At 52.5% G+C, this 21,841-nt stretch carries 21 protein-coding genes; 15 read left to right on the top strand and 6 right to left on the bottom strand.

Annotation, left to right across the window (positions count from 1 at the left end):
* Positions 1-62: 62 nt before the first annotated feature.
* The 3 genes from PS053_RS06145 to PS053_RS06135 all read right to left on the bottom strand — a co-directional run bounded on the left by PS053_RS06145 (position 63) and on the right by PS053_RS06135 (position 2,192).
* On the bottom strand, positions 63-758 hold the full coding sequence (locus tag PS053_RS06145; RefSeq protein WP_000968195.1) for a CidB/LrgB family autolysis modulator: 696 nt from the start codon (positions 756-758) through the stop codon (positions 63-65).
* The gene (locus PS053_RS06140) at positions 755-1,153 is read right to left on the bottom strand and encodes a CidA/LrgA family protein (protein ID WP_002461795.1); all 399 of its coding nucleotides are present in this window, start codon (positions 1,151-1,153) and stop codon (positions 755-757) included. The genes PS053_RS06145 and PS053_RS06140 overlap by 4 nt, the downstream gene beginning before the upstream one ends.
* Positions 1,154-1,283: 130 nt before the next feature.
* Positions 1,284-2,192 (bottom strand): LysR family transcriptional regulator, encoded by a 909-nt coding sequence (locus tag PS053_RS06135; RefSeq protein ID WP_000024640.1) that lies wholly within the window; start codon positions 2,190-2,192, stop codon positions 1,284-1,286.
* Between the two features lie 126 nt (positions 2,193-2,318).
* Between PS053_RS06135 and mhbT the strand changes: the two genes are divergently transcribed.
* From mhbT to mdtQ, 8 genes are all read left to right on the top strand, one after another.
* Positions 2,319-3,677, top strand: coding sequence for a 3-hydroxybenzoate transporter MhbT (gene mhbT, locus PS053_RS06130; RefSeq protein ID WP_025238722.1), 1,359 nt, complete (start codon positions 2,319-2,321; stop codon positions 3,675-3,677).
* 11 nt (positions 3,678-3,688) lie between these two features.
* Complete coding sequence (gtdA, locus tag PS053_RS06125; protein WP_256879032.1) at positions 3,689-4,726, top strand: gentisate 1,2-dioxygenase; 1,038 nt, start codon at positions 3,689-3,691, stop codon at positions 4,724-4,726.
* Between the two features lie 15 nt (positions 4,727-4,741).
* The gene (locus tag PS053_RS06120) at positions 4,742-5,443 is read left to right on the top strand and encodes a fumarylacetoacetate hydrolase family protein (protein WP_000196037.1); all 702 of its coding nucleotides are present in this window, start codon (positions 4,742-4,744) and stop codon (positions 5,441-5,443) included.
* 8 nt (positions 5,444-5,451) lie between these two features.
* Positions 5,452-6,096: a maleylacetoacetate isomerase gene (gene maiA, locus PS053_RS06115; protein ID WP_000781179.1), complete on the top strand. Its 645-nt coding sequence runs from the start codon at positions 5,452-5,454 to the stop codon at positions 6,094-6,096.
* A 14-nt stretch (positions 6,097-6,110) separates the two neighbouring features.
* A complete protein-coding gene (locus PS053_RS06110) occupies positions 6,111-7,304 on the top strand; it encodes a 3-hydroxybenzoate 6-monooxygenase (RefSeq protein WP_000170165.1) in 1,194 nt (397 codons plus the stop codon).
* A gap of 191 nt (positions 7,305-7,495) precedes the next feature.
* Complete coding sequence (gene tnpA / locus PS053_RS06105; protein WP_000526135.1) at positions 7,496-7,954, top strand: IS200/IS605-like element IS200C family transposase; 459 nt, start codon at positions 7,496-7,498, stop codon at positions 7,952-7,954.
* A gap of 122 nt (positions 7,955-8,076) precedes the next feature.
* A complete protein-coding gene (gene dusC / locus PS053_RS06100) occupies positions 8,077-9,027 on the top strand; it encodes a tRNA dihydrouridine(16) synthase DusC (RefSeq protein WP_001264857.1) in 951 nt (316 codons plus the stop codon).
* A gap of 296 nt (positions 9,028-9,323) precedes the next feature.
* On the top strand, positions 9,324-10,763 hold the full coding sequence (gene mdtQ, locus PS053_RS06095; RefSeq protein ID WP_001078185.1) for a multidrug resistance outer membrane protein MdtQ: 1,440 nt from the start codon (positions 9,324-9,326) through the stop codon (positions 10,761-10,763).
* A gap of 52 nt (positions 10,764-10,815) precedes the next feature.
* Here mdtQ and PS053_RS06090 read toward each other — a convergent pair whose 3' ends face one another.
* A complete protein-coding gene (locus tag PS053_RS06090) occupies positions 10,816-11,373 on the bottom strand; it encodes a DedA family protein (RefSeq protein WP_000354103.1) in 558 nt (185 codons plus the stop codon).
* Positions 11,374-11,542: 169 nt separating this feature from the next.
* Between PS053_RS06090 and PS053_RS06085 the strand changes: the two genes are divergently transcribed.
* Entirely contained in the window at positions 11,543-12,130 is a 588-nt protein-coding gene (locus tag PS053_RS06085; RefSeq protein WP_000020074.1) for a Yip1 family protein, read from the top strand.
* 173 nt (positions 12,131-12,303) lie between these two features.
* Positions 12,304-13,233, top strand: a complete 930-nt coding sequence (gene pbpG / locus PS053_RS06080; RefSeq protein WP_010342723.1) for a D-alanyl-D-alanine endopeptidase — start codon at positions 12,304-12,306, stop codon at positions 13,231-13,233.
* A 263-nt stretch (positions 13,234-13,496) separates the two neighbouring features.
* Here pbpG and dld read toward each other — a convergent pair whose 3' ends face one another.
* Positions 13,497-15,212: a D-lactate dehydrogenase gene (gene dld, locus PS053_RS06075; RefSeq protein ID WP_000097339.1), complete on the bottom strand. Its 1,716-nt coding sequence runs from the start codon at positions 15,210-15,212 to the stop codon at positions 13,497-13,499.
* Positions 15,213-15,407: 195 nt separating this feature from the next.
* Here dld and bglX point away from each other — a divergent pair, with 195 nt between their 5' ends.
* The 5 genes from bglX (at position 15,408) to PS053_RS06050 (ending at position 21,715) form a co-directional block, all read left to right on the top strand.
* Entirely contained in the window at positions 15,408-17,705 is a 2,298-nt protein-coding gene (bglX, locus tag PS053_RS06070) for a beta-glucosidase BglX (protein ID WP_159386905.1), read from the top strand.
* Positions 17,706-17,978: 273 nt separating this feature from the next.
* A complete protein-coding gene (osmF, locus tag PS053_RS06065; protein WP_001131409.1) occupies positions 17,979-18,896 on the top strand; it encodes a glycine betaine ABC transporter substrate-binding protein OsmF in 918 nt (305 codons plus the stop codon).
* Between the two features lie 6 nt (positions 18,897-18,902).
* Positions 18,903-20,060: an ABC transporter permease gene (locus tag PS053_RS06060; RefSeq protein ID WP_000940764.1), complete on the top strand. Its 1,158-nt coding sequence runs from the start codon at positions 18,903-18,905 to the stop codon at positions 20,058-20,060.
* Positions 20,053-20,979, top strand: a complete 927-nt coding sequence (gene yehX, locus PS053_RS06055) for a glycine betaine ABC transporter ATP binding protein YehX (RefSeq protein WP_000569309.1) — start codon at positions 20,053-20,055, stop codon at positions 20,977-20,979. The genes PS053_RS06060 and yehX overlap by 8 nt, the downstream gene beginning before the upstream one ends.
* A gap of 4 nt (positions 20,980-20,983) precedes the next feature.
* Entirely contained in the window at positions 20,984-21,715 is a 732-nt protein-coding gene (locus tag PS053_RS06050) for an ABC transporter permease (RefSeq protein ID WP_044709284.1), read from the top strand.
* On the opposite strand, the gene PS053_RS06045 is transcribed toward PS053_RS06050, so the two are convergent.
* Positions 21,696-21,803, bottom strand: coding sequence for a protein YohO (locus PS053_RS06045; protein ID WP_001216963.1), 108 nt, complete (start codon positions 21,801-21,803; stop codon positions 21,696-21,698). The two genes, PS053_RS06050 and PS053_RS06045, sit on opposite strands and share 20 nt — an antisense overlap.
* Positions 21,804-21,841: the final 38 nt, after the last annotated feature.

The raw sequence follows: 21,841 nt of genomic DNA, 5'->3' as shown, positions 1-21,841 counted from the left end.
GAATCTCATTAATTATGCAACGCGTGAAACTTACATCAAAAATGCGCGACGCATCGCAAATTTTAGCGCATTACTGCCAGAATAATTGGGAAAAGGAACGGCGCAACGAGCGACGTAATAATCCCGCACAGTACCAACGCCAGCGAACTAAATGCGCCCTCCTGGTAATCCAGTTCTGCACAGCGCGCTGTTCCAAGGGCGTGCGAGGCCGTCCCCATTGCCAGGCCGCGTGCCGCTTTGGTCCGAATGTGCATGGCATTGAGCAGCGTATGACCAAATACTGCGCCGAGAATGCCGACGAAAATTACACAAACCGCACTAATTGCCGGAATACCGCCGATGCTGCCGCCAACGGCCATCGCAATTGGCGTGGTGACTGATTTAGGTAAGATTGATGCTGCGATTTCCGGTGAAGCACCCATCATCAATGCCACGGCAGTTCCTGTAACCATTGCTACCACGCTACCGATAAAACAGATAGTGATGATGGATTTCCAGCGTGCGCGGATCTGGTGCAACTGTTCATATAAAGGATAGGCTAACGCGACGACCGCCGGTTGCAGCAGATCGTTTAACACTTCGCTGCCTTTAAAGTAGCTATTGTAAGAGATGCCGGTCAGCAGTAAAAAAGGGATAATCACCACCATTGCGACCAGCAATGGATTAAGTAACGGAAATTTATATTTCGCTGCCAGTTTTCGGGCGGCGAAAAAGACGATTAATGTCAGCGGCAAGGACCACCAGATATTCGCCATCATTTTTCTTCTCCTTTCTGACCAACGACTTTGCGTTCACCGTGCACCAGGTGCGAGCTCCAGCTCACGACCAGAAAAACCACCAGCGTACTGACGGCGCAGGAAACGACTACCGGGCCAAACTGCGCGCGTAATAAATCAAAATATTGCATTACGCCTACGCCAATCGGCACAAATAGCAGCGCCATATAGCGAATTAAAACGTAACACCCTGGATTGACCCACTTCGCCGGAAGAATTTGCAAGGCCAGCAGGACAAACAGAATCAGCATCCCTATGATGCTGCCGGGTATGGTTACCGGTAGCAGGGAAGCAATGAAAATGCCTGCATACAGGCAGGCATAAATCAGGACGAAAGCGCGTAAATATTGCCAGATAATGTTTAGTGTCTTACTCATGATCAACACCCCAGATGAGATGGATTCATCATACAATTAATCCGTAAAATGTGCTACCGATCACATCATGAAAACTGAGCATAGTTGAATAACAGGAAAGGAGTATCGGGTGAGCGCCCAATTCAGCACGCTAATCCTGCTGCAAAAAGTGCAGAAATCGGCTTAACGCATGAGAGAGGGATTCGTTACTACGCCAGAATACGCCGACGCTGCCTTTCTGTTCTATCTTCGGTAAGTTGAGGATTGCCAGTTGTCCCTGGCTGGCATAGCGTTGCGCCAGTCGTAACGACAGAATGGAAATCATATCGCTGCTTTGTAGCAGGTTGGTGCTGACATTCATCGACGCCGACTCAATGGTGTTTTCTGGCAACATTACGCCGTGGTCTACCAGTGCGTTATCAATGCTAATGCGAATTGGCGTACCGGTTGGCCAGACTATCCAGCGCCAGTTAGCCAGATCATTCCAGGTGAGGGTGGCGTATTTTGCCAGTGGATGCTCTGGACGGGCGACAAAGCACACGGGCTCGGTGTAGAGCACCTGGTAATTCAGCGGCAGTTGCAACGCGCGACCACCAATACGTCCAACTACCACATCCACAGAACCCGCCAGCAGATCTTGAAGTAATGGTGTCATTACCTTCTCTTCGATATTCAGGTGCAGCGTCGGCATCTCTTTGAGCAGATGCAAAATCGCCAGGGATACGCAGTCTGTTGCGACGGGAGAACAGCCTATTTTCAGACTGCCGACCAATCCACCTTGTTTAAAGCGGGTCAGTTCATGTTGCGATCGCTCCATGTCATTGATTAACCGCTGAGCATGTTGCAATAACAATTTACCGCCTTCGGTTGGGCGTAACCCTTTGCTGTGCCGCTCAAAGAGTGCGAGGCCGATCTCATCTTCGAGTTGTGACAACCATTTCGATAGCGCAGGTTGGGTGATATTCATCATCCGCGCGACATGGGTCAGATTGCCCTGTTCGCCCAGTGCTACCAGCATTTGCAGGTGATGCAGTTTTAGTTTCTGCGCCCAGTTCGCCATTTGTCATAACCTCCAGGTTATCTCTCTGCCCGAAATACCATTGTACATTCCATCTCTTTAATCACAATATCGCAACATATACAAAACAAAAGAAACATCTACCTTACCTGCACTGAGGCATTCACTATGACTCAACGACGTGATTTACAAGCACTTATCGATGCTGCTCCGGTCGGCAAGATGCAGTGGCGCGTTATCATCTGCTGTTTTCTGGTGGTCATGCTCGATGGTTTTGACACGGCGGCTATCGGCTTTATTGCTCCTGATATTCGTACTCACTGGCAACTTACTGCAGGCGATCTCGCACCGCTGTTTGGCGCTGGGCTGTTGGGGTTAACTGCAGGTGCATTGCTCTGTGGCCCGTTATCCGATCGTTTTGGTCGCAAACGAGTGATTGAGCTGTGCGTCTTTTTGTTCGGGGCGTTAAGTCTTGCCTCGGCTTTCTCACCAGATTTGCAAACACTGGTATTCCTGCGTTTCCTCACCGGGTTAGGGTTGGGCGGTGCGATGCCAAACACTATCACCATGACCTCGGAGTATCTACCTGCCCGCCGCCGCGGTGCGCTGGTGACGCTGATGTTTTGCGGCTTCACCCTGGGGTCTGCGTTTGGTGGGATCGTCAGCGCGCAACTGGTGCCGGTGATGGGGTGGCACGGTATTTTGGTACTGGGAGGCGTATTACCGTTGATGTTGTTTGTTGTGTTGCTGGTGACTCTGCCGGAATCACCGCGCTGGCAGGTGCGCCGTCAGTTACCGCAATCAGTGATTGCAAAAACCGTGAGCGCCATTACTTGCGAGCGTTATGCCGATACTCACTTTTATCTCAATGAATCAGCAACCATTGCCAAAGGCAGCATTCGCCAACTGTTTATGGGGCGTCAGTTGCCTGTCACTCTGATGTTGTGGGTGGTGTTCTTTATGAGCCTGTTGATTATTTACCTGCTCTCAAGCTGGATGCCTACGCTGCTGAATCATCGCGGAATCGATCTGCAACATGCGTCCTGGATCACCGCCGCGTTCCAGATTGGCGGTACGTTGGGGGCACTGGCATTAGGTGTACTGATGGATAAGTTTAATCCTTTCCGTGTTCTGGCCCTGAGCTATGCCATAGGCGCGGTGTGCATCGTGATGATTGGATTAAGCCAGGACGGATTATGGCTGATGGCGCTGGCTATTTTCGGCACCGGCATTGGCATTAGCGGATCGCAGGTGGGGCTGAATGCGCTGACTGCCACGCTTTACCCAACGCAAAGTCGTGCTACGGGCGTGAGCTGGTCAAATGCCGTGGGTCGCTGCGGCGCGATTGTCGGATCGCTGTCTGGCGGTGTGATGATGGCGATGAATTTCTCTTTCGACACATTGTTTTTCATTATCGCTGTGCCTGCGGCGATCAGTGCGGTGATGTTAACCCTGCTGATTACTGTCGTGCGCCAGTCGACTTCTGTCCCTGACTCCCTGCCTCGCGCAGGCGTTGTGAACGAATAAGGAGTATCTCAATGACTGATAACAATCAAAATAGCCAAAGCAGCCGCGAGCAATTTTATCAGCATATTTCCGGGCAAAACCTGACTCCGCTGTGGGAGTCACTGCATCATCTGGTGCCGAAAACACCTAACGCTAACTGTGCGTCAGCATACTGGAATTACCAGGAGATCCGCCCGCTGCTGCTGGAGAGCGGCAGCCTGATTGGTGCGAAAGAGGCGGTGCGCCGCGTACTGGTACTGGAAAATCCAGCGCTGCGCGGTCACTCCTCTATTACCGCCACGCTGTATGCGGGTTTACAACTGATTATGCCAGGCGAAGTGGCGCCGAGTCATCGGCATAACCAGTCAGCACTGCGTTTTATTGTCGAAGGTAAAGGGGCATTCACAGCCGTTGATGGCGAACGCACGCCAATGAATGAAGGCGATTTTATTCTGACCCCGCAATGGCGCTGGCACGATCACGGTAACCCTGGCGACGAACCGGTTATCTGGCTGGATGGGCTGGATCTGCCATTAGTGAACATGCTGGGCTGTGGTTTTGCCGAAGATTATTCGGAAGAGCAACAACCTGTAACGCGTAAAGAGGGCGATTACCTACCGCGTTATGCCGCCAATATGTTGCCGCTGCGCCATCAGACGGGGAATTCCTCGCCGATCTTTAATTACCGTTATGACCGCAGCCGCGAAGTACTGCTCGATTTAACCCGCCTGGGCGATGCCGATGAGTGGGATGGCTACAAAATGCGCTACGTCAACCCGGTCACCGGCGGCTATCCGATGCCGTCAATGGGCGCTTTCCTGCAACTGCTACCGAAAGGGTTCGCCTCCCGCGTGGCACGTACCACTGACAGCACCATCTACCACGTAGTAGAAGGCTGCGGGCAGGTCACTATCGGCAATGAAACCTTCACCTTTACCGCAAAAGATATCTTCGTGGTGCCGACCTGGCACGGTGTGTCATTCCAGTCCACGCAAGATACCGTTTTATTTAGTTTTTCGGACAGACCGGTACAAGAAGCCCTCGGGTTGTTCCGCGAAGCGCGTTATTAATTTGGGAGAGAAAAAATGACTCAATACGTATTCGAACCGCAAGCGCCCGTTACCGTACCCGTTGTTGGCAGTGATGAACAATTCCCCGTACGTCGCGTTTACTGCGTCGGACGCAACTATGCCGCCCACGCCCGCGAAATGGGCTTTGATCCTGATCGTGAACCGCCATTTTTCTTCTGCAAACCCGCAGATGCCGTTGTTCCTGTTGCCGCTGGTGAAACGCTGGCGCTGCCGTATCCGGCGCAGACCGATAACTATCATTATGAAATTGAACTGGTGGTGGCGATTGGTAAGAAGGGCTGTGATATCCCGCTGGAAAACGCTCATGAATATGTCTGGGGTTATGCCACAGGGCTTGATATGACCCGTCGTGATCGTCAAATGGAGATGCGCCAGATGGGGCGCCCGTGGGAAATTGGCAAAGCGTTTGATCTCTCGGCACCGATCGCACCGCTGCACAAAGCCAGCGAAACGGGGGGGATTGATAACGCACCAATCTGGTTACAGGTTAATGGTGAAGATCACCAGCGCAGCGATATTCATCATCTTATCTGGTCAGTGAATGAAACCATCAGCTACCTGTCCGGCTTCTTTGAACTGCAACCGGGTGATCTGATCTTCACCGGCACGCCGGAAGGTGTTGGCCCGGTGGTGAAAGGCGATGTGATCACGGGTAACGTCGAAGGTTTAACGCCTATCGCGGTGAAGATTGTCTGAGGTGCAAGATGAAGCTGTACAGTTTTTTTAATAGTTCAGCATCGTACCGGGTACGTATCGCTCTGGCGCTAAAGGGTATCGATTACCAGACCGAAGGTGTGAATATCCGCATTGGGCAGCAAAACGAACTGGTCTACCGGCGAATGAATCCGCTCGGGTTGGTGCCGACGCTGCTGACCGACGAGGGCGAGTCACTCGGTCAATCGCTGGCGATAATTGACTGGCTGGATCGTCACTATCCGCAAGTTCCGCTGTTGCCGCAGGAAGAACCGGCTCGCAACAAGGTACTGGAAATTGTCTATGCTATCGCCTGCGATATTCATCCATTAAATAACCTGCGTGTGCTGCGCTACCTGACTGAAGAACTGCACGTCAGTGAAGAAGATAAAAAACGCTGGTATGCACACTGGATCCAGCAAGGGTTAAGCGCGGTGGAACAACTGCTGCGCCAGAGCTCTTCAGGGCAATTTTGCGTGGGTGGGACGCCGACGCTGGCAGATTGTTGCCTTATCCCACAATGGGCGAACGCACTACGCATGAATTGTGATTTGAGTGGGTATCCGCGTTGCAAAGTGGTGTACGACGCCTGCACACAGTTGCCTGCGTTCATTGCCGCAGCACCAGAAAATCAACAAGATAAAATTTCCGCCTGACCAGGAGAATCATAATGACCAAAGTGACAAGCGCAGTAATTGTGGGCGGCGGGATCGGTGGTGCGGCAACTGCGCTGTCACTGGCCCGTCAGGGGATCAAAGTGGTGCTGTTGGAAAAGGCGCACGAAATCGGTGAGATTGGCGCGGGTATTCAGTTGGGGCCGAACGCCTTTTCGGCGCTGGACAGCCTCGGCGTTGGTGAAATCGCCCGTCAGCGCTCGGTGTTTACCGATCATATCACCATGATGGATGCGGTAAACGCCGAAGAAGTGGTGCGCATTGAAACCGGACTGGCGTTTCGTGACTATTTCGGCGGTCCTTATGCGGTGATCCACCGCGTTGACATTCATGCCTCGGTGTGGGAAGCGGTACTGACGCATCCGGGCGTGGAATATCACACGTCCACAAACGTCGTGGATATCCGCGAGACGCCGGATGACGTGACTGTGTTCGACGATCGCGGCAATAGCTGGACCGGCGATATTTTGATTGGTTGCGACGGGGTGAAGTCAGTCGTGCGTCAGAGTTTATTAGGCGATGCGCCGCGTGTTACCGGGCATGTGGTCTACCGTGCGGTTATCGATTGTGCCGATATGCCGGAAGATTTGCGCATCAATGCGCCGGTGCTGTGGGCGGGGCCGCACTGTCATCTGGTGCATTACCCTTTGCGTGGCGGCAAGCAGTACAACCTGGTGGTGACATTCCACAGTCGTCAGCAGGAAGAGTGGGGGGTGAAGGATGGCAGTAAAGAGGAAGTGCTCTCTTATTTTGAGGGGATTCATCCGCGTCCGCGGCAGATGCTGGATAAACCGACCTCCTGGCGACGCTGGTCAACCGCCGATCGCGAGCCTGTAGAGAAATGGGGAACCAGGCGTGTTACGCTGGTGGGCGATGCGGCGCATCCGGTGGCGCAATATATGGCACAGGGTGCCTGCATGGCGCTGGAAGATGCGGTAACGCTCGGCAAGGCGCTGGCGCAGTGTGAGTGTGATGCGGCACAAGCCTTTGCACTGTACGAGTCGGTACGTATTCCACGCACTGCGCGCATCGTCTGGTCGACCCGTGAAATGGGGCGGGTTTATCACGCTGCGGGCGTAGAACGCCAGGTGCGTAATCTGCTATGGAAAGGGAAATCGCAGGCAGAGTTTTATCATAGTATGGAGTGGTTATACGGCTGGAAAGAAGATAACTGCCTGCAACCACGTTGAGCACTTTAATCCGCTGAGCGGAGGCGCTAACATAGCGCCTCATTTTTTGTGCACAGAAAACCCCCAGCTAGGCTGGGGGTTCTGGAAAGCTTTCAGCTTTGAGCCAGTTATTAAAACCCCTTTTGATTTGTTAAAACACCTTGCGGTCTGGCAACTGCAAGTGTCAAACAAGAAATCAAAAGGGGGTCCCAATGGGGAACGAAAAGAGCTTAGCGCACACCCGATGGAACTGTAAATATCACATAGTTTTTGCGCCAAAATACCGAAGACAGGTGTTCTACAGAGAGAAGCGTAGAGCAATAGGCAGTATTTTGAGAAAGCTGTGTGAGTGGAAAAGCGTACGGATTCTGGAAGCTGAATGCTGTGCAGATCATATCCATATGCTTGTGGAGATCCCGCCCAAAATGAGCGTATCCGGCTTTATGGGATATCTGAAAGGGAAAAGCAGTCTGATGCTTTACGAGCAGTTTGGGGATTTGAAATTCAAATACAGGAACAGGGAGTTCTGGTGCAGAGGGTACTACGTCGATACGGTGGGTAAGAACACGGCGAAGATACAGGATTACATAAAGCACCAGCTTGAAGAGGATAAAATGGGAGAGCAGTTATCGATTCCCTATCCGGGCAGCCCGTTTACGGGCCGTAAGTAAGGAAGTTGGATGCAAATGTCAGATCGTGTGCGCCTGTTAGGGCGCGGCTGGTAAGAGAGCCTTACAGGCGCATTTGAAAAACCTCCGGCTATGCCGGAGGATATTTATTTGCGGGTGATGATATGCGTGTGTTACTGGCGCCGATGGAGGGGGTACTTGACTCTCTGGTGCGTGAATTACTGACCGAAGTGAATGACTACGATCTGTGCATCACCGAGTTTGTCCGCGTGGTGGATCAGCTACTGCCGGTAAAAGTTTTTCATCGCATTTGCCCTGAACTACAAAATGCCAGTCGGACGCCATCCGGTACGCTGGTGCGTGTGCAACTGCTGGGACAGTTTCCGCAATGGCTGGCAGAGAACGCCGCTCGTGCGGTGGAGTTAGGTTCCTGGGGCGTTGATCTCAATTGCGGTTGTCCGTCAAAAACCGTTAACGGCAGCGGCGGAGGGGCGACGTTACTGAAAGATCCTGAACTCATCTACCTGGGAGCGAAAGCGATGCGCGAAGCCGTACCGGCGCATTTACCCGTCAGCGTAAAAGTGCGTCTGGGCTGGGACAGCGGTGAGAAGAAATTTGAAATTGCCGACGCTGTTCAACAAGCCGGTGCCACGGAGCTGGTTGTGCATGGGCGGACAAAAGAGCAGGGGTATCGCGCGGAGCATATCGACTGGCAGGCGATTGGCGAGATTCGCCAGCGGTTGGATATTCCAGTGATTGCTAACGGTGAAATCTGGGACTGGCAGAGTGCGCAACAATGCATGGCGATCAGCGGCTGTGACGCGGTGATGATTGGGCGTGGGGCGCTCAATATTCCCAACCTGAGCCGGGTGGTGAAATATAACGAACCGCGAATGCCGTGGCCGGAGGTCGTTGCTTTGCTGCAAAAATATACCCGCCTGGAAAAACAGGGCGATACCGGGTTATATCACGTCGCGCGGATTAAGCAGTGGTTGAGTTATTTGCGTAAAGAATATGATGAAGCAACAGAATTATTTCAGCATATTCGGGCGTTGAATAATTCCCCTGATATTGCAAGGGCTATTCAGGCAATTGATATCGATAGGCTGCGATAATAGTGGAATTAGCAGCCCATCAGAGACAATGAATCGCTTATTCAGCTTCATCATTTTGTTGCGCTCCTTTTATGAGCTAAACCATATATCGCAACTGGCGCAAGGAGCGCGCAGGGATGACCAGTCACCGCCAGTCATCCATACGTGATTAAGATAAATTGGAGAACATTATTCGCGCCCTGTATATTTTTCTGAATATGTCGTTTTATTTCCGTTGATGTATTGCCACGCGAAACTAAACAATATATCGCAACACACGGTAATATCCGCGCACCTTTTCTTGCCTGATGACCCACATGAATCGTGATTCTTTTTACACTGCAAGTGTCTGTTTCCCGCTGTTACTACTGTTGGCGGGATGTGCGCCAATGCATGAAACCCGTCAGGCTTTGAACCAGCAAATACCTGCTGTGCAAGTTGACACCGCATTACCTGCGGCACTGAAAAATGGCTGGCCAGACAGCCAGTGGTGGCTGGCATATCACGATAATCAACTCACTTCCTTAATTAACAATGCACTACAAAACGCTCCCGATATGCAGGTGGCTGAACAGCGTATTCAACTGGCTGAAGCACAGGCGAAAGCCGTAGCAACTCAGGACGGTCCGCAGATTGATTTCTCTGCGGATATGGAGCGGCAAAAAATGTCGGCAGAAGGATTAATGGGGCCGTTTGCCCTGACCGACCCGGCGGCAGGTACTACAGGTCCGTGGTACACCAACGGCACTTTTGGCTTAACAGCGGGCTGGCATCTGGATATCTGGGGTAAGAATCGGGCGGAAGTCACGGCTCGCCTCGGTAAAGTTAAAGCGCAAGCGGCTGAACGTGAGCAGACCCGGCAATTGCTGGCTGGCAGCGTGGCACGGTTGTACTGGGAGTGGCAAACTCAGGCAGCCTTGAACACGGTCTTGCAGCAAATCGAAAAAGAGCAGAACACCATTATTGCGACCGATCGCCAGCTCTATCAGCGTGGAATTACCTCATCCGTCGAAGGTGTAGAAACGGATATTAATGCCAGCAAAACCCAGCAACAGCTCAACGATGTGGCGGGAAAAATGAAAATTATCGAGGCGCGGTTAAGCGCGTTGACCAACCACCAGTCAAGCGCTTTGAAGCTGCATCCGGTTGCGCTGCCGAAAGTGGAAAGTCAGCTTCCTGATGAACTGGGTTATTCCTTGTTGGCACGCAGAGCTGACTTACAGGCGGCGCACTGGTATGTCGCATCGTCATTAAGCGCCATTGATGCAGCGAAAGCGGCATTTTACCCCGACATAAATCTGATGGCTTTCTTGCAACAAGACGCGTTGCACCTGAGCGATCTGTTTCGTAGTTCCGCCCAGCAGATGGGCGTTACGGCAGGTCTGACGTTGCCGATATTTGACAGCGGCAGGCTTAATGCCAATCTTGATATTGCGAAAGCAGAAAGTAACTTATCAATTGCCAGCTACAACAAAGCGGTGGTCGACGCCGTGAATGACGTGGCGCGAGCGGCGAACCAGGTACAAACGCTGGCCGAAAAAAACCAGCATCAGGCGCAAATTGAGCATGATGCCCTGCGGGTAGTTGGGCTGGCGCAGGCGCGTTTTAACGCGGGCATCATTGCCGGTTCTCGCGTCAGCGAGGCCAGAATTCCGGCACTTCGCGAACGGGCTAACGGCCTGCTTTTGCAAGGGCAATGGCTGGATGCTTCCATCCAGCTCACCAATGCGTTGGGTGGCGGCTACAAACGCGGTTGATTTATCACATATATAAAACATTAAGCGGGAAACGTTGGGGGCATCCGGCGTTTCACCTCTCGCGCCGTTTCAGCCACCAGCGCACGCCGATCACCAAAACTACGATCAGAATCAACCAAATCCAGTGCTTCAGATGCTGGTCGAGACTGTGCAACCATGGCGCAATTACCTGTCCTCCTGCATAGCCGATGCTGGTAAAAATCAGTGCCCAGGCTAATGCGCCGAGAATATTTAGCGGCAGAAAGATTTTCGGCGGTAGTTGGCTGGCACCGATAAGCGTTGGACCTATCACCCGAAAGCCGTACATAAAACGCGTGCCGATGACAAAGAGATACGGATGGCGCTGGATTAGCTTTTGCGCCCGCTCGATTTTATCCTGATGTTTCGAGAAACGACGCAGCAACTTGCCGCCAAAACGCCTTCCACACAGGTAAAGTACCTGATCGCCAATCATGCCGCCGAGCGCCACGGAAAGTACCGCCAGCGGGAATTTTAACAACCCTTGATGCGCAGCGACGCCTCCCAACAAGGTGACGGTTTCACCCTCTGCCAGACTGCCAAGAACCAGCGCCGCATAACCATATTGTGAGATGAGTGTATTGATATCCATAGACCGGACTTTCTCCCTTTGGTTGCCTGTAAGCATACACCCTGCCAATAAATCACGCAGAAAAAGCCTCACGGAGAGGCGCGCTAATTTAGTGATTGAACAAAAAATAATCACAATCTGACTTATACTTGAACTGTCAGGTTCAGCAACTCACAACAAGGGGGGCGGTATGAGCCATGTCTGGGGTCTGTTTTCCCATCCCGATCGTGAAATGCAGGTGATTAATCGTGAAAACGAAACGATTTCTCACCATTACACCCACCACGTTCTGCTAATGGCGGCGATTCCGGTGATCTGTGCCTTTATCGGCACCACGCAAATCGGCTGGAATTTTGGTGATGGCACTATTCTGAAGTTATCCTGGTTTACCGGACTGGCGCTGGCTGTCTTGTTTTATGGCGTTATGTTAGCCGGGGTTGCGGTAATGGGGCGAGTTATCTGGTGGATGGCGCGCCGTTATCCGCAGCGTCCGTCGCTGGCGCACTGTATGGTCTTTGCGGGGTACGTTGCGACGCCGCTGTTTTTGAGTGGCCTGGTGGCGCTTTACCCGCTGGTATGGCTGTGCGCGCTGGTCGGCACGGTGGCGCTGTTTTACACCGGTTATCTGCTTTATCTCGGTATTCCAAGCTTCCTGAATATCAACAAAGAGGAAGGTCTTAGCTTCTCCAGCTCGACGCTGGCGATTGGTGTGCTGGTGCTGGAAGTGCTGCTCGCTATTACCGTTATTCTGTGGGGTTACGGTTATCGCTTGTTCTAGAAAATTCTTTTACGTTGCATTGCTGGCTTAAATGTCAGCAATGCAGCATTTCCTCACGATTCTTCTTTGACGACCGCACTTTTTGCTCGTTATGATGGCTTCGCTAGCCTCAGTAAATTCTTACTCCGGCGGTGCGCAACTCGTGCGCGTGAACCACTATCTGAATGCTCATCATGCCGAAATTTCGAGTTTCTTTATTTAGCCTTGCTCTGATGCTGGCTGTACCTTTTGCGCCGCAGGCCGTTGCGAAAACGGCAGCCGCTACCACAGCGTCGCAGCCGGAGATTGCCTCCGGTAGTGCGATGATTGTTGATCTCAATACCAATAAGGTGATCTATTCAAACCACCCGGATCTGGTGCGTCCGATTGCCTCTATCAGCAAGTTAATGACCGCGATGGTGGTGCTTGACGCACGACTGCCGCTGGATGAAAAACTGAAAGTGGATATCAGCCAGACCCCGGAGATGAAAGGCGTCTATTCGCGTGTGCGATTGAACAGCGAAATCAGCCGTAAAGATATGCTGCTGCTGGCGCTGATGTCCTCTGAAAATCGCGCGGCGGCAAGCCTGGCACATCATTATCCCGGTGGCTACAAAGCTTTTATTAAGGCGATGAATGCGAAAGCGAAGTCTCTTGGGATGAACAATACGCGTTTTGTTGAACCGACCGGGTTATCGGTACATAACGTTTCAACTGCCCGTGATTTAACAAAACTGTTGATTGCGACCAAACAGTATCCGCTGATCGGGCAGTTAAGTACTACCCGGGAAGATATGGCGACCTTCTCTAATCCGACGTATACGCTGCCGTTCCGTAACACTAACCATCTGGTGTACCGCGATAACTGGAATATTCAATTAACCAAAACTGGTTTTACTAATGCAGCGGGACACTGCCTGGTGATGCGCACGGTTATCAATAACAAACCGGTGGCACTGGTAGTGATGGATGCGTTTGGCAAATATACCCATTTCGCCGATGCCAGCCGTTTACGTACGTGGATTGAAACCGGTAAAGTGATGCCAGTTCCGGCTGCGGCGTTGAATTATAAAAAACAAAAAGCGGCCCAGATGGCGGCGGGGCAGACGGCGCAGAACGATTGAGTTTGTTTGCCTGATGCGATGCTTGCGCATCTTATCAGGCCTACAAATGTGACGAACCTGTAGGCCGGATAAGGCGTTCACGCCGCATCCGGCATTCGGGCACGATGCCAGATGCGATGCTTGCGCATTTTATCAGGCCGACAATCGTGACGAACCTGTAGGCAGGATAAGGCGTTCACGCCGCATCCGGCATTCGGGCATGATGCCAGATGAGATGCTTGCGCATTTTATCAGGCCTCCATCTGTATCCGGCCCAGCCGTATTTACTCTACTTCCTGCCAGTTTTTCCGCTTACTGGTTTTGCCGATCCCCGGGTTCATACTGTTGGTCGGATCGTTCTCGCGATAAAACTTCTGCAGCGTCTCCGGTGCTTTATACAAATGACCGACGTTATGCTCGGCAGGATACTGTGCGCCGCGCTGGCGTAACAGTTCCAGCATTTGTTCCTTCAACGCATGTACATCCACGCCTTTCTTAACGATGTAATCCTGGTGGAAGACGTAACACATAAAATGGCCGTAATAGAGTTTATGCACTAACTGGCTGTCGATTTCCGGCGGTAAATGCTCATACCACTCGGTGTCATTACGCCGTAAGGCGATATCCAGCGCCAGAATGTCTTCGACCTCATCGGAATGCACGGCCTGATAACGAATTGCCGCGCCTGCCGCCGCGAAACGGTGTAAAAACGCTTTGCTGCCTTCCTCCGGCGTACAAACAAAGAAATCACCTTCGGCCTGTTTGAAATAATCTACCAGCCACGATTTGGCTTCGCCAACGCCATCGCCTGCCATTTTTAACAGCAAATGATGTTCATATTTATCGCGCCAGCTCTTCATCCGCGGCGGCAAATGACTGGGGAATAAATGCCCGAATTTCTGCATTGCGCGATCGGTAAAATGCGGACGGAAGAATTTCACTTTCTCCAGCATTGCATCGGTGCGCCCCTTGAGATTGAAGAAGAACGGCATCTTGTCGGTGCCAAGTTTATCAATCATCAGGAAGGTATCTTTGCCGTATTTCTCTGCGATATCGTAGATATCCCGATGCATATACTCCCCGGCAACCGGCAGATTTTCAAAATTCGCCAGAATATGGCGACGGATTTCGGTCAGCACTTCTGGCTGGTTGGTACCGATATAAAACACCTGCTGATTTTTTTCTGCTTCGAAGGTATCGAGACGTACGGCGAATACCGCCAGTTTTCCGGCGCAACCGGAAGATTCAAACAGGCGATCCGGGTCGGCGTTATAACGCGCGGGCGTGTCGGCTTCAATATCCCGCACGCGGTGAACATAGTCATAATCGTGGGCGTGGCGACCATCGTGGCGCACATCGTCCTCTTTGATGCGATCGTCATCCAGCTTGCTGAGGATCTGCTCCGGCGTTTCACCCAAATCAATCCCCAGATGGTTAACCAGCGTCAGTTTACCGCCTTCATTTATACGCGCGAATAACGACATTTCAGTATATGCAGGGCCGCGCTGTACCAGCGAACCGCCGGAGTTATTACAAATGCCACCAATGACCGACGCGCCAATGCACGATGAACCAATCACCGAGTGCGGTTCACGACCCAGCGGTTTGAGGGCTTTTTCCAGCGAATAGAGCGTGGTGCCAGGATACGCCAGAACCTGTTCGCCCTTGCCGAGAATATGCAGTTTATCGAGACGCAGGGTGCTGATGATCACGACATCGCGATCATAGTCGTTACCATTTGGTGTGGAACCTTCGGTCAGACCGGTATTGGCGGCCTGCATCAGAATAATTTTATCCGCAGCAACGCAGGCTTTCAGTACTCGCCATAATTCCAGCAGCGATCCCGGGAAAACAACGGCCAGCGCGTCGCCCTGACCAGAACGGAAGCCCTTGCGATAACGGGCGGTTTTTGCGGGGTCGATGAGCAGGTGTGAATGACCGACCAGACGGGCAAGTTCATTCAAAAAGGCTTTATTATCAGTTGTTGTCATGGAAGACATTTTCCACTCCTTGTGGTGGCGAAAAAATATCACAAACTAGAATAGCGCTTTGTATAACAATTCAGCGAGTGAATATTTTGAAAATTCAGACAATAAACTGAGCTTTCTTTTTCTCTCTCCATCAGGCTTATGGCAAACTACGGTTTTTGCACCATTTTCGCTGCCACGTCAGGCAACAGAGGAAGAATAATCCACATGAAATGGCTATGTTCAGTAGGTATCGCGGTGAGTCTGGCCCTACAACCAGCACTGGCGGATGATTTATTCGGCAACCATCCATTAACGCCAGAAGCGCGGGATGCTTTCGTCACCGAACTGCTTAAGAAAATGACGGTTGATGAGAAAATTGGTCAGTTACGTTTAATCAGCGTTGGCCCGGATAACCCGAAAGAGGCGATCCGCGAGATGATCAAAAACGGGCAGGTTGGGGCGATTTTTAATACCGTGACTCGTCAGGATATCCGTGCCATGCAGGATCAGGTAATGGAACTCAGCCGCCTGAAAATTCCTCTCTTTTTTGCTTACGATGTGCTGCACGGTCAGCGCACGGTGTTCCCGATTAGCCTCGGTCTGGCCTCTTCTTTTAACCTCGATACGGTGAAAACCGTGGGGCGCGTCTCTGCTTATGAAGCGGCGGACGATGGCCTGAATATGACCTGGGCGCCAATGGTTGATGTCTCGCGTGATCCTCGCTGGGGACGCGCCTCTGAAGGTTTTGGTGAAGATACCTATCTCACCTCGGTTATGGGTAAAACGATGGTTGAAGCGATGCAGGGCAAAAGCCCGGCAGATCGCTACTCGGTGATGACCAGCGTGAAACACTTCGCCGCTTACGGCGCGGTAGAGGGCGGTAAAGAGTACAACACCGTCGATATGAGTCCGCAGCGCCTGTTTAACGACTATATGCCACCGTACAAAGCGGGACTGGATGCAGGCAGCGGCGCGGTGATGGTGGCGCTGAACTCTCTCAACGGTACGCCTGCAACCTCTGATTCCTGGCTGCTGAAAGATGTTCTGCGCGATCAGTGGGGTTTTAAAGGCATTACTGTTTCTGATCACGGTGCAATCAAAGAGTTGATCAAACATGGCACGGCGGCAGACCCGGAAGATGCGGTACGTGTGGCGCTGAAGTCTGGTATCAACATGAGCATGAGCGATGAGTATTACTCGAAGTATCTGCCGGGGTTGATTAAGTCCGGTAAAGTGACGATGGCAGAGCTGGACGACGCTACCCGCCATGTGCTGAATGTTAAATATGATATGGGGCTGTTTAACGATCCATACAGCCATCTGGGGCCGAAAGAGTCTGACCCGGTGGATACCAATGCTGAAAGTCGCCTGCACCGCAAAGAAGCGCGTGAAGTGGCGCGCGAAAGTCTGGTGCTGCTGAAAAATCGTCTTGAAACGCTGCCGTTGAAAAAATCTTCCACCATTGCGGTCGTTGGTCCGCTGGCGGACAGTAAACGTGATGTCATGGGCAGTTGGTCAGCGGCAGGTGTTGTCGAGCAATCTGTTACTGTGCTGACCGGGATTAAAAACGCTGTCGGCGAAAACGGTAAAGTGCTGTACGCCAAAGGGGCGAATGTTACCAATGATAAAGGTATCGTTGATTTCCTGAATCAGTATGAAGAGGCGGTAAAAGTCGATCCGCGATCGCCGCAAGAGATGATTGATGAAGCTGTGCAGACTGCGAAACAATCTGATGTGGTGGTGGCTGTGGTCGGTGAAGCGCAGGGGATGGCGCACGAAGCTTCCAGCCGTACCGATATCACCATTCCACAAAGCCAGCGTGACTTAATTACGGCGCTGAAAGCGACTGGCAAACCGCTGGTGCTGGTGTTGATGAACGGGCGTCCGTTGGCGCTAGTGAAAGAAGATCAGCAGGCCGACGCGATTCTGGAAACCTGGTTTGCGGGTACTGAAGGCGGTAATGCGATTGCCGATGTGTTGTTTGGCGATTACAACCCGTCCGGTAAGCTGCCGATGTCTTTCCCACGTTCTGTCGGGCAGATCCCGGTTTACTACAGCCATCTGAATACCGGTCGTCCGTATAACGCCGACAAGCCGAATAAATACACGTCGCGTTATTTTGATGAAGCTAACGGCCCGCTCTATCCGTTCGGATATGGTCTGAGCTATACCACGTTCACCGTCTCTGATGTGAAACTCTCTGCCCCAACTATGAAGCGTGACGGTAAAGTGATCGCCAGCGTGCAGGTAACTAACACCGGTAAACGCGAAGGGGCCACGGTAATCCAGATGTACTTGCAGGATGTGACGGCTTCCATGAGTCGCCCGGTGAAACAGCTAAAAGGTTTTGAGAAAATCACTCTGAAGCCAGGTGAAACTCAGACCGTCAGCTTCCCGATCGATATTGAGGCGCTGAAGTTCTGGAATCAGCAGATGAAATACGATGCAGAACCGGGCAAGTTCAACGTCTTTATCGGCACCGATTCCGCACGCGTTAAGAAAGGCGAGTTTGAGTTGCTGTAATGCTTTAGTAAGGGCGCGACGTCTGCGCCCTTTGCCTGATGCGCTGTGCTTATCAGGCCTACAGAATTGTTGCAATCTATTGAATTTTCACCCTTTGTAGGCCGGATAAGGCGTTTGCGCCGCATCCGGCAAGAAACACCGGACAAAATATGCCCTTTAAGTATATATCTGATTCTGCAACTGAATCCTTCCGCTCAGGCTAACCTCACCATTATCAACTATGCTTTTCTCTTAATTCGCTGAAAACAACAGTAAAAGAATGAGGAAAGCATCATGCCACTCTCAACGCTTTGGGCTGGTTCACTGGTTATGCTGGCAGCCGTGAGCCTGCCGCTACAGGCGGCTTCTCCCGTTAAGGTCGGTTCAAAAATCGATACCGAAGGCGCGTTGCTCGGCAACATTATTTTGCAAGTACTGGAAAGCCACGGTGTACCGACGGTGAATAAAGTCCAGTTGGGAACGACTCCTGTGGTACGTGGAGCGATCACCTCCGGTGAACTTGATATCTACCCGGAATATACCGGCAACGGGGCGTTCTTCTTTAAAGATGAAAACGATGCGGCGTGGAAAAATGCCGGGCAGGGCTACGAGAAAGTCAAAAAGCTCGATGCAGAGCAAAACAAGTTGATCTGGCTGACGCCTGCGCCAGCCAATAACACCTGGACCATCGCCGTACGTCAGGAGCTGGCTGAGAAAAACAAACTCGCTTCGCTTGCCGATCTCAGCCGCTATCTGAAGGAGGGCGGCACTTTTAAACTGGCGGCCTCGGCAGAGTTTATTGAACGCGCCGATGCGTTACCCGCGTTTGAAAAAGCCTATGGCTTTAAACTCGGTCAGGATCAGTTACTGTCGCTGGCGGGCGGCGACACGGCGGTGACGATTAAAGCCGCAGCCCAGCAGATCTCTGGCGTCAATGCTGCGATGGCCTATGGCACCGACGGCCCGGTAGCGGCGCTTGGGCTGCAAACTTTAAGCGATCCGCAAGGCGTCCAGCCAATTTATGCGCCTGCGCCAGTGGTGCGGGAATCGGTATTGAAAGAGTACCCGCAAATGGCGCAGTGGTTACAACCTGTTTTCGCCAGTCTCGACGAAAAAACGCTGCAGAAACTGAACGCCAGCATTGCCGTGGAAGGGCTGGATGCCAAAAAAGTGGCAGCCGATTATCTGAAGCAAAAAGGGATGACGAAATAATTTCTCGTGGCACATCTGCGTATTAATCCTGTTCTGGCATTGCTGCTATTGCTGGCGGCAATAGCGGCGGCGCTACCGTTTATCAGTTACGCCCCAAACCGATTAGTCTCTGGTGAAGGGCGTTATCTCTGGCAACTGTGGCCGCAAACGATCTGGATGCTGGTGGGCATTGGTTGCGCCTGGTTAACCGCCTGCTTTATTCCTGGTAGAAAAGGTCACATTTTTGCACTCATCCTGGCGCAATTCGTCTTCGTGTTGCTGGTGTGGGGCGCGGGAAAAGCCGCAACACAACTGGCGCAAAATGGCAGTGCACTGGCGCGTACCAGCCCCGGCAGTGGTTTCTGGCTGGCTGCCGCGTTGTCACTGCTGGCCTGTAGCGATGCTATCCGCCGGATCACTACGTATCCTCTATGGCGCTGGTTGCTGCATATTCAGATTGCCATCATTCCGCTGTGGTTGCTGTTCTCCGGCATGCTTAATGATCTCTCGATAATGAAAGAATACGCCAACCGTCAGGATGTGTTTGACGACGCGCTGGCGCAACATCTTATCCTGTTGTTTGGTTCGGTGCTGCCTGCGCTGGTGGTTGGCGTGCCGCTGGGCGTCTGGTGCCACTTTTCCACCGCGCGGCAGGGGGCGATTTTTTCACTGCTCAATGTCATTCAGACCGTGCCTTCGGTGGCGCTGTTTGGTTTGTTGATTGCGCCGCTTGCCGGGCTGGTTGCCGCCTTTCCGTGGCTGGGAACGCTTGGCATAGCGGGAACGGGCATGACGCCTGCACTGATTGCGCTGGCGCTCTACGCCTTACTGCCGTTGGTGCGTGGCGTGGTAGTGGGCCTGAATCAGATCCCACGCGATGTGCTGGAAAGCGCCAGTGCGATGGGGATGAGTGAGGGGCAGCGTTTCTTGTGTGTTCAGTTACCGCTGGCGCTGCCAGTATTTCTGCGCAGTCTGCGAGTGGTGATGGTGCAAACCGTTGGTATGGCGGTGGTAGCGGCGTTAATTGGCGCAGGCGGCTTCGGAGCGCTGGTTTTTCAAGGGTTGCTAAGTAGCGCCACCGATTTAGTTTTGCTGGGAGTGATCCCGGTGATAGGGCTGGCGGTAATTATTGATGCCTTGTTCGATTTGTTAATCGCACTGCTGAAGGTGACAAAACATGATTGAATTCAGCCATGTCAGCAAATTTTTTGGCACGCAAAAGGCCGTTAACGATCTCAACCTTCATTTTCAGGAGGGGAGTTTCTCGGTGCTGATTGGCACGTCAGGTTCCGGTAAATCCACCACTCTGAAGATGATTAATCGTCTGGTGGAGCATGACAGTGGGGTGATCCGCTTTGCCGGAGAGGAAATTCGCTCGCTGCCGGTGCTGGAGTTGCGCCGCCGGATGGGCTACGCGATTCAATCTATTGGCCTGTTTCCCCACTGGAGCGTGGCGCAAAATATCGCCACCGTGCCGCAACTGCAAAAATGGTCGCGGGCGCGGATTGACGATCGTATCGACGAATTAATGGCGCTACTGGGGCTGGAGCCAGATTTACGCGAGCGTTATCCGCATCAGCTTTCCGGGGGGCAGCAGCAGCGCGTGGGAGTGGCACGTGCGCTGGCCGCCGATCCGCAAGTTCTGCTGATGGATGAGCCATTCGGCGCGCTGGACCCGGTAACACGTGGCGCGTTACAGCAAGAGATGACACGCATTCACCGTTTGCTGGGGCGCACCATTGTGCTGGTCACTCATGATATTGATGAGGCGCTACGGCTGGCAGAACATCTGGTGTTGATGGATCATGGAGAAGTGGTGCAGCAGGGCAATCCGTTGGCGATGCTTACTTATCCGGCAAACGACTTTGTCCGCCAGTTTTTTGGGCGTAGTGAACTGGGCGTACGTCTGTTGTCATTGCGTAGTGTGGCGGATTATGTGCGTCGTGACGAACGCGCTGAAGGTGAGGCGTTGATAGAAGAGATGACGCTTCGCGATGCGCTCTCACTGTTTGTTGCCCGAGGATGCGAAGTGCTGCCAGTGGTCAACACACAGGGCCAGCCTTGCGGTACGCTGCATTTTCAGGATCTGCTGGTAGAGGCGTAATCGTATGAAAATGTTGCGCGATCCGCTGTTCTGGCTTATAGCCCTGTTTGTAATGCTGATTTTCTGGTTGCCTTACAGCCAGCCGCTGTTCAGTGCTTTGTTTCCACAACTGCCGCGGCCCGTTTATCAGCAGGAAAGTTTTGCTGTCCTGACGCTGGAGCATTTCTGGCTGGTGGGGATTTCAAGTTTGTTTGCGGTGATTATTGGCGCTGGTGCCGGAATTGCCGTCACCCGCCCGTGGGGCGCAGAATTTCGCCCGATGGTGGAAACTATCGCCGCAGTAGGGCAGACCTTCCCGCCAGTGGCGGTACTGGCGCTCGCCGTTCCGGTTATCGGGTTTGGTCTGCAACCTGCCATTATCGCGCTGATCCTTTACGGCGTATTGCCCATCCTGCAGGCGACACTTGCCGGACTGGGCGCGATTGATGATAGCGTGACGGATGTTGCTAAAGGCATGGGAATGAGCCGTGGTCAGCGACTGCGTAAGGTAGAGCTACCGCTGGCGGCGCCAGTGATTTTGGCTGGTGTGCGGACTTCAGTGATTATTAATATTGGCACGGCGACCATCGCCTCAACGGTAGGGGCCAGCACGTTGGGTACGCCTATCATCATCGGACTTAGCGGATTTAATAGCGCTTATGTAATCCAGGGGGCGTTGCTGGTGGCACTGGCGGCGATCATCGTAGACCGCCTGTTTGAAAAGCTGGTGCAGGCGCTTAGCCAGCACGCAAAATAAAGGTATAACCTGCGAGCATGACGCCACCGATTCCGCCTAATGCCATAAAAAGAAACAGGGCGATGACTCCAATTTTAGCTATGCGCATAATGCACTCCTTATGTTAATGAAAGGATTGTACAGCAA

Source organism: Escherichia albertii, from assembly GCF_028622335.1.
GTDB lineage: Bacteria > Pseudomonadota > Gammaproteobacteria > Enterobacterales > Enterobacteriaceae > Escherichia > Escherichia albertii.
The sequence above is the reverse complement of the archived record's forward strand: the minus strand, read 5'-3'. Positions and strand labels throughout refer to the sequence as shown.

What these genes read in the sequence shown, in the direction of transcription:
- PS053_RS06110 (WP_000170165.1), top strand. Translation starts at nt 6,111, where the DNA reads ATGACCAAAGTGACAAGCGCAGTAATTGTGGGCGGCGGGATCGGTGGT.
- mdtQ (WP_001078185.1), top strand. Translation starts at nt 9,324, where the DNA reads ATGAATCGTGATTCTTTTTACACTGCAAGTGTCTGTTTCCCGCTGTTA.
- bglX (WP_159386905.1), top strand. Translation starts at nt 15,408, where the DNA reads ATGAAATGGCTATGTTCAGTAGGTATCGCGGTGAGTCTGGCCCTACAA.
- PS053_RS06050 (WP_044709284.1), top strand. Translation starts at nt 20,984, where the DNA reads ATGAAAATGTTGCGCGATCCGCTGTTCTGGCTTATAGCCCTGTTTGTA.
- tnpA (WP_000526135.1), top strand. Translation starts at nt 7,496, where the DNA reads ATGGGGAACGAAAAGAGCTTAGCGCACACCCGATGGAACTGTAAATAT.
- PS053_RS06140 (WP_002461795.1), bottom strand. Translation starts at nt 1,153, where the DNA reads ATGAGTAAGACACTAAACATTATCTGGCAATATTTACGCGCTTTCGTC.
- yehX (WP_000569309.1), top strand. Translation starts at nt 20,053, where the DNA reads ATGATTGAATTCAGCCATGTCAGCAAATTTTTTGGCACGCAAAAGGCC.
- pbpG (WP_010342723.1), top strand. Translation starts at nt 12,304, where the DNA reads ATGCCGAAATTTCGAGTTTCTTTATTTAGCCTTGCTCTGATGCTGGCT.
- maiA (WP_000781179.1), top strand. Translation starts at nt 5,452, where the DNA reads ATGAAGCTGTACAGTTTTTTTAATAGTTCAGCATCGTACCGGGTACGT.
- gtdA (WP_256879032.1), top strand. Translation starts at nt 3,689, where the DNA reads ATGACTGATAACAATCAAAATAGCCAAAGCAGCCGCGAGCAATTTTAT.
- mhbT (WP_025238722.1), top strand. Translation starts at nt 2,319, where the DNA reads ATGACTCAACGACGTGATTTACAAGCACTTATCGATGCTGCTCCGGTC.
- PS053_RS06090 (WP_000354103.1), bottom strand. Translation starts at nt 11,373, where the DNA reads ATGGATATCAATACACTCATCTCACAATATGGTTATGCGGCGCTGGTT.
- PS053_RS06085 (WP_000020074.1), top strand. Translation starts at nt 11,543, where the DNA reads ATGAGCCATGTCTGGGGTCTGTTTTCCCATCCCGATCGTGAAATGCAG.
- PS053_RS06045 (WP_001216963.1), bottom strand. Translation starts at nt 21,803, where the DNA reads ATGCGCATAGCTAAAATTGGAGTCATCGCCCTGTTTCTTTTTATGGCA.
- PS053_RS06120 (WP_000196037.1), top strand. Translation starts at nt 4,742, where the DNA reads ATGACTCAATACGTATTCGAACCGCAAGCGCCCGTTACCGTACCCGTT.
- osmF (WP_001131409.1), top strand. Translation starts at nt 17,979, where the DNA reads ATGCCACTCTCAACGCTTTGGGCTGGTTCACTGGTTATGCTGGCAGCC.
- PS053_RS06135 (WP_000024640.1), bottom strand. Translation starts at nt 2,192, where the DNA reads ATGGCGAACTGGGCGCAGAAACTAAAACTGCATCACCTGCAAATGCTG.
- PS053_RS06145 (WP_000968195.1), bottom strand. Translation starts at nt 758, where the DNA reads ATGATGGCGAATATCTGGTGGTCCTTGCCGCTGACATTAATCGTCTTT.
- dld (WP_000097339.1), bottom strand. Translation starts at nt 15,212, where the DNA reads ATGTCTTCCATGACAACAACTGATAATAAAGCCTTTTTGAATGAACTT.
- dusC (WP_001264857.1), top strand. Translation starts at nt 8,077, where the DNA reads ATGCGTGTGTTACTGGCGCCGATGGAGGGGGTACTTGACTCTCTGGTG.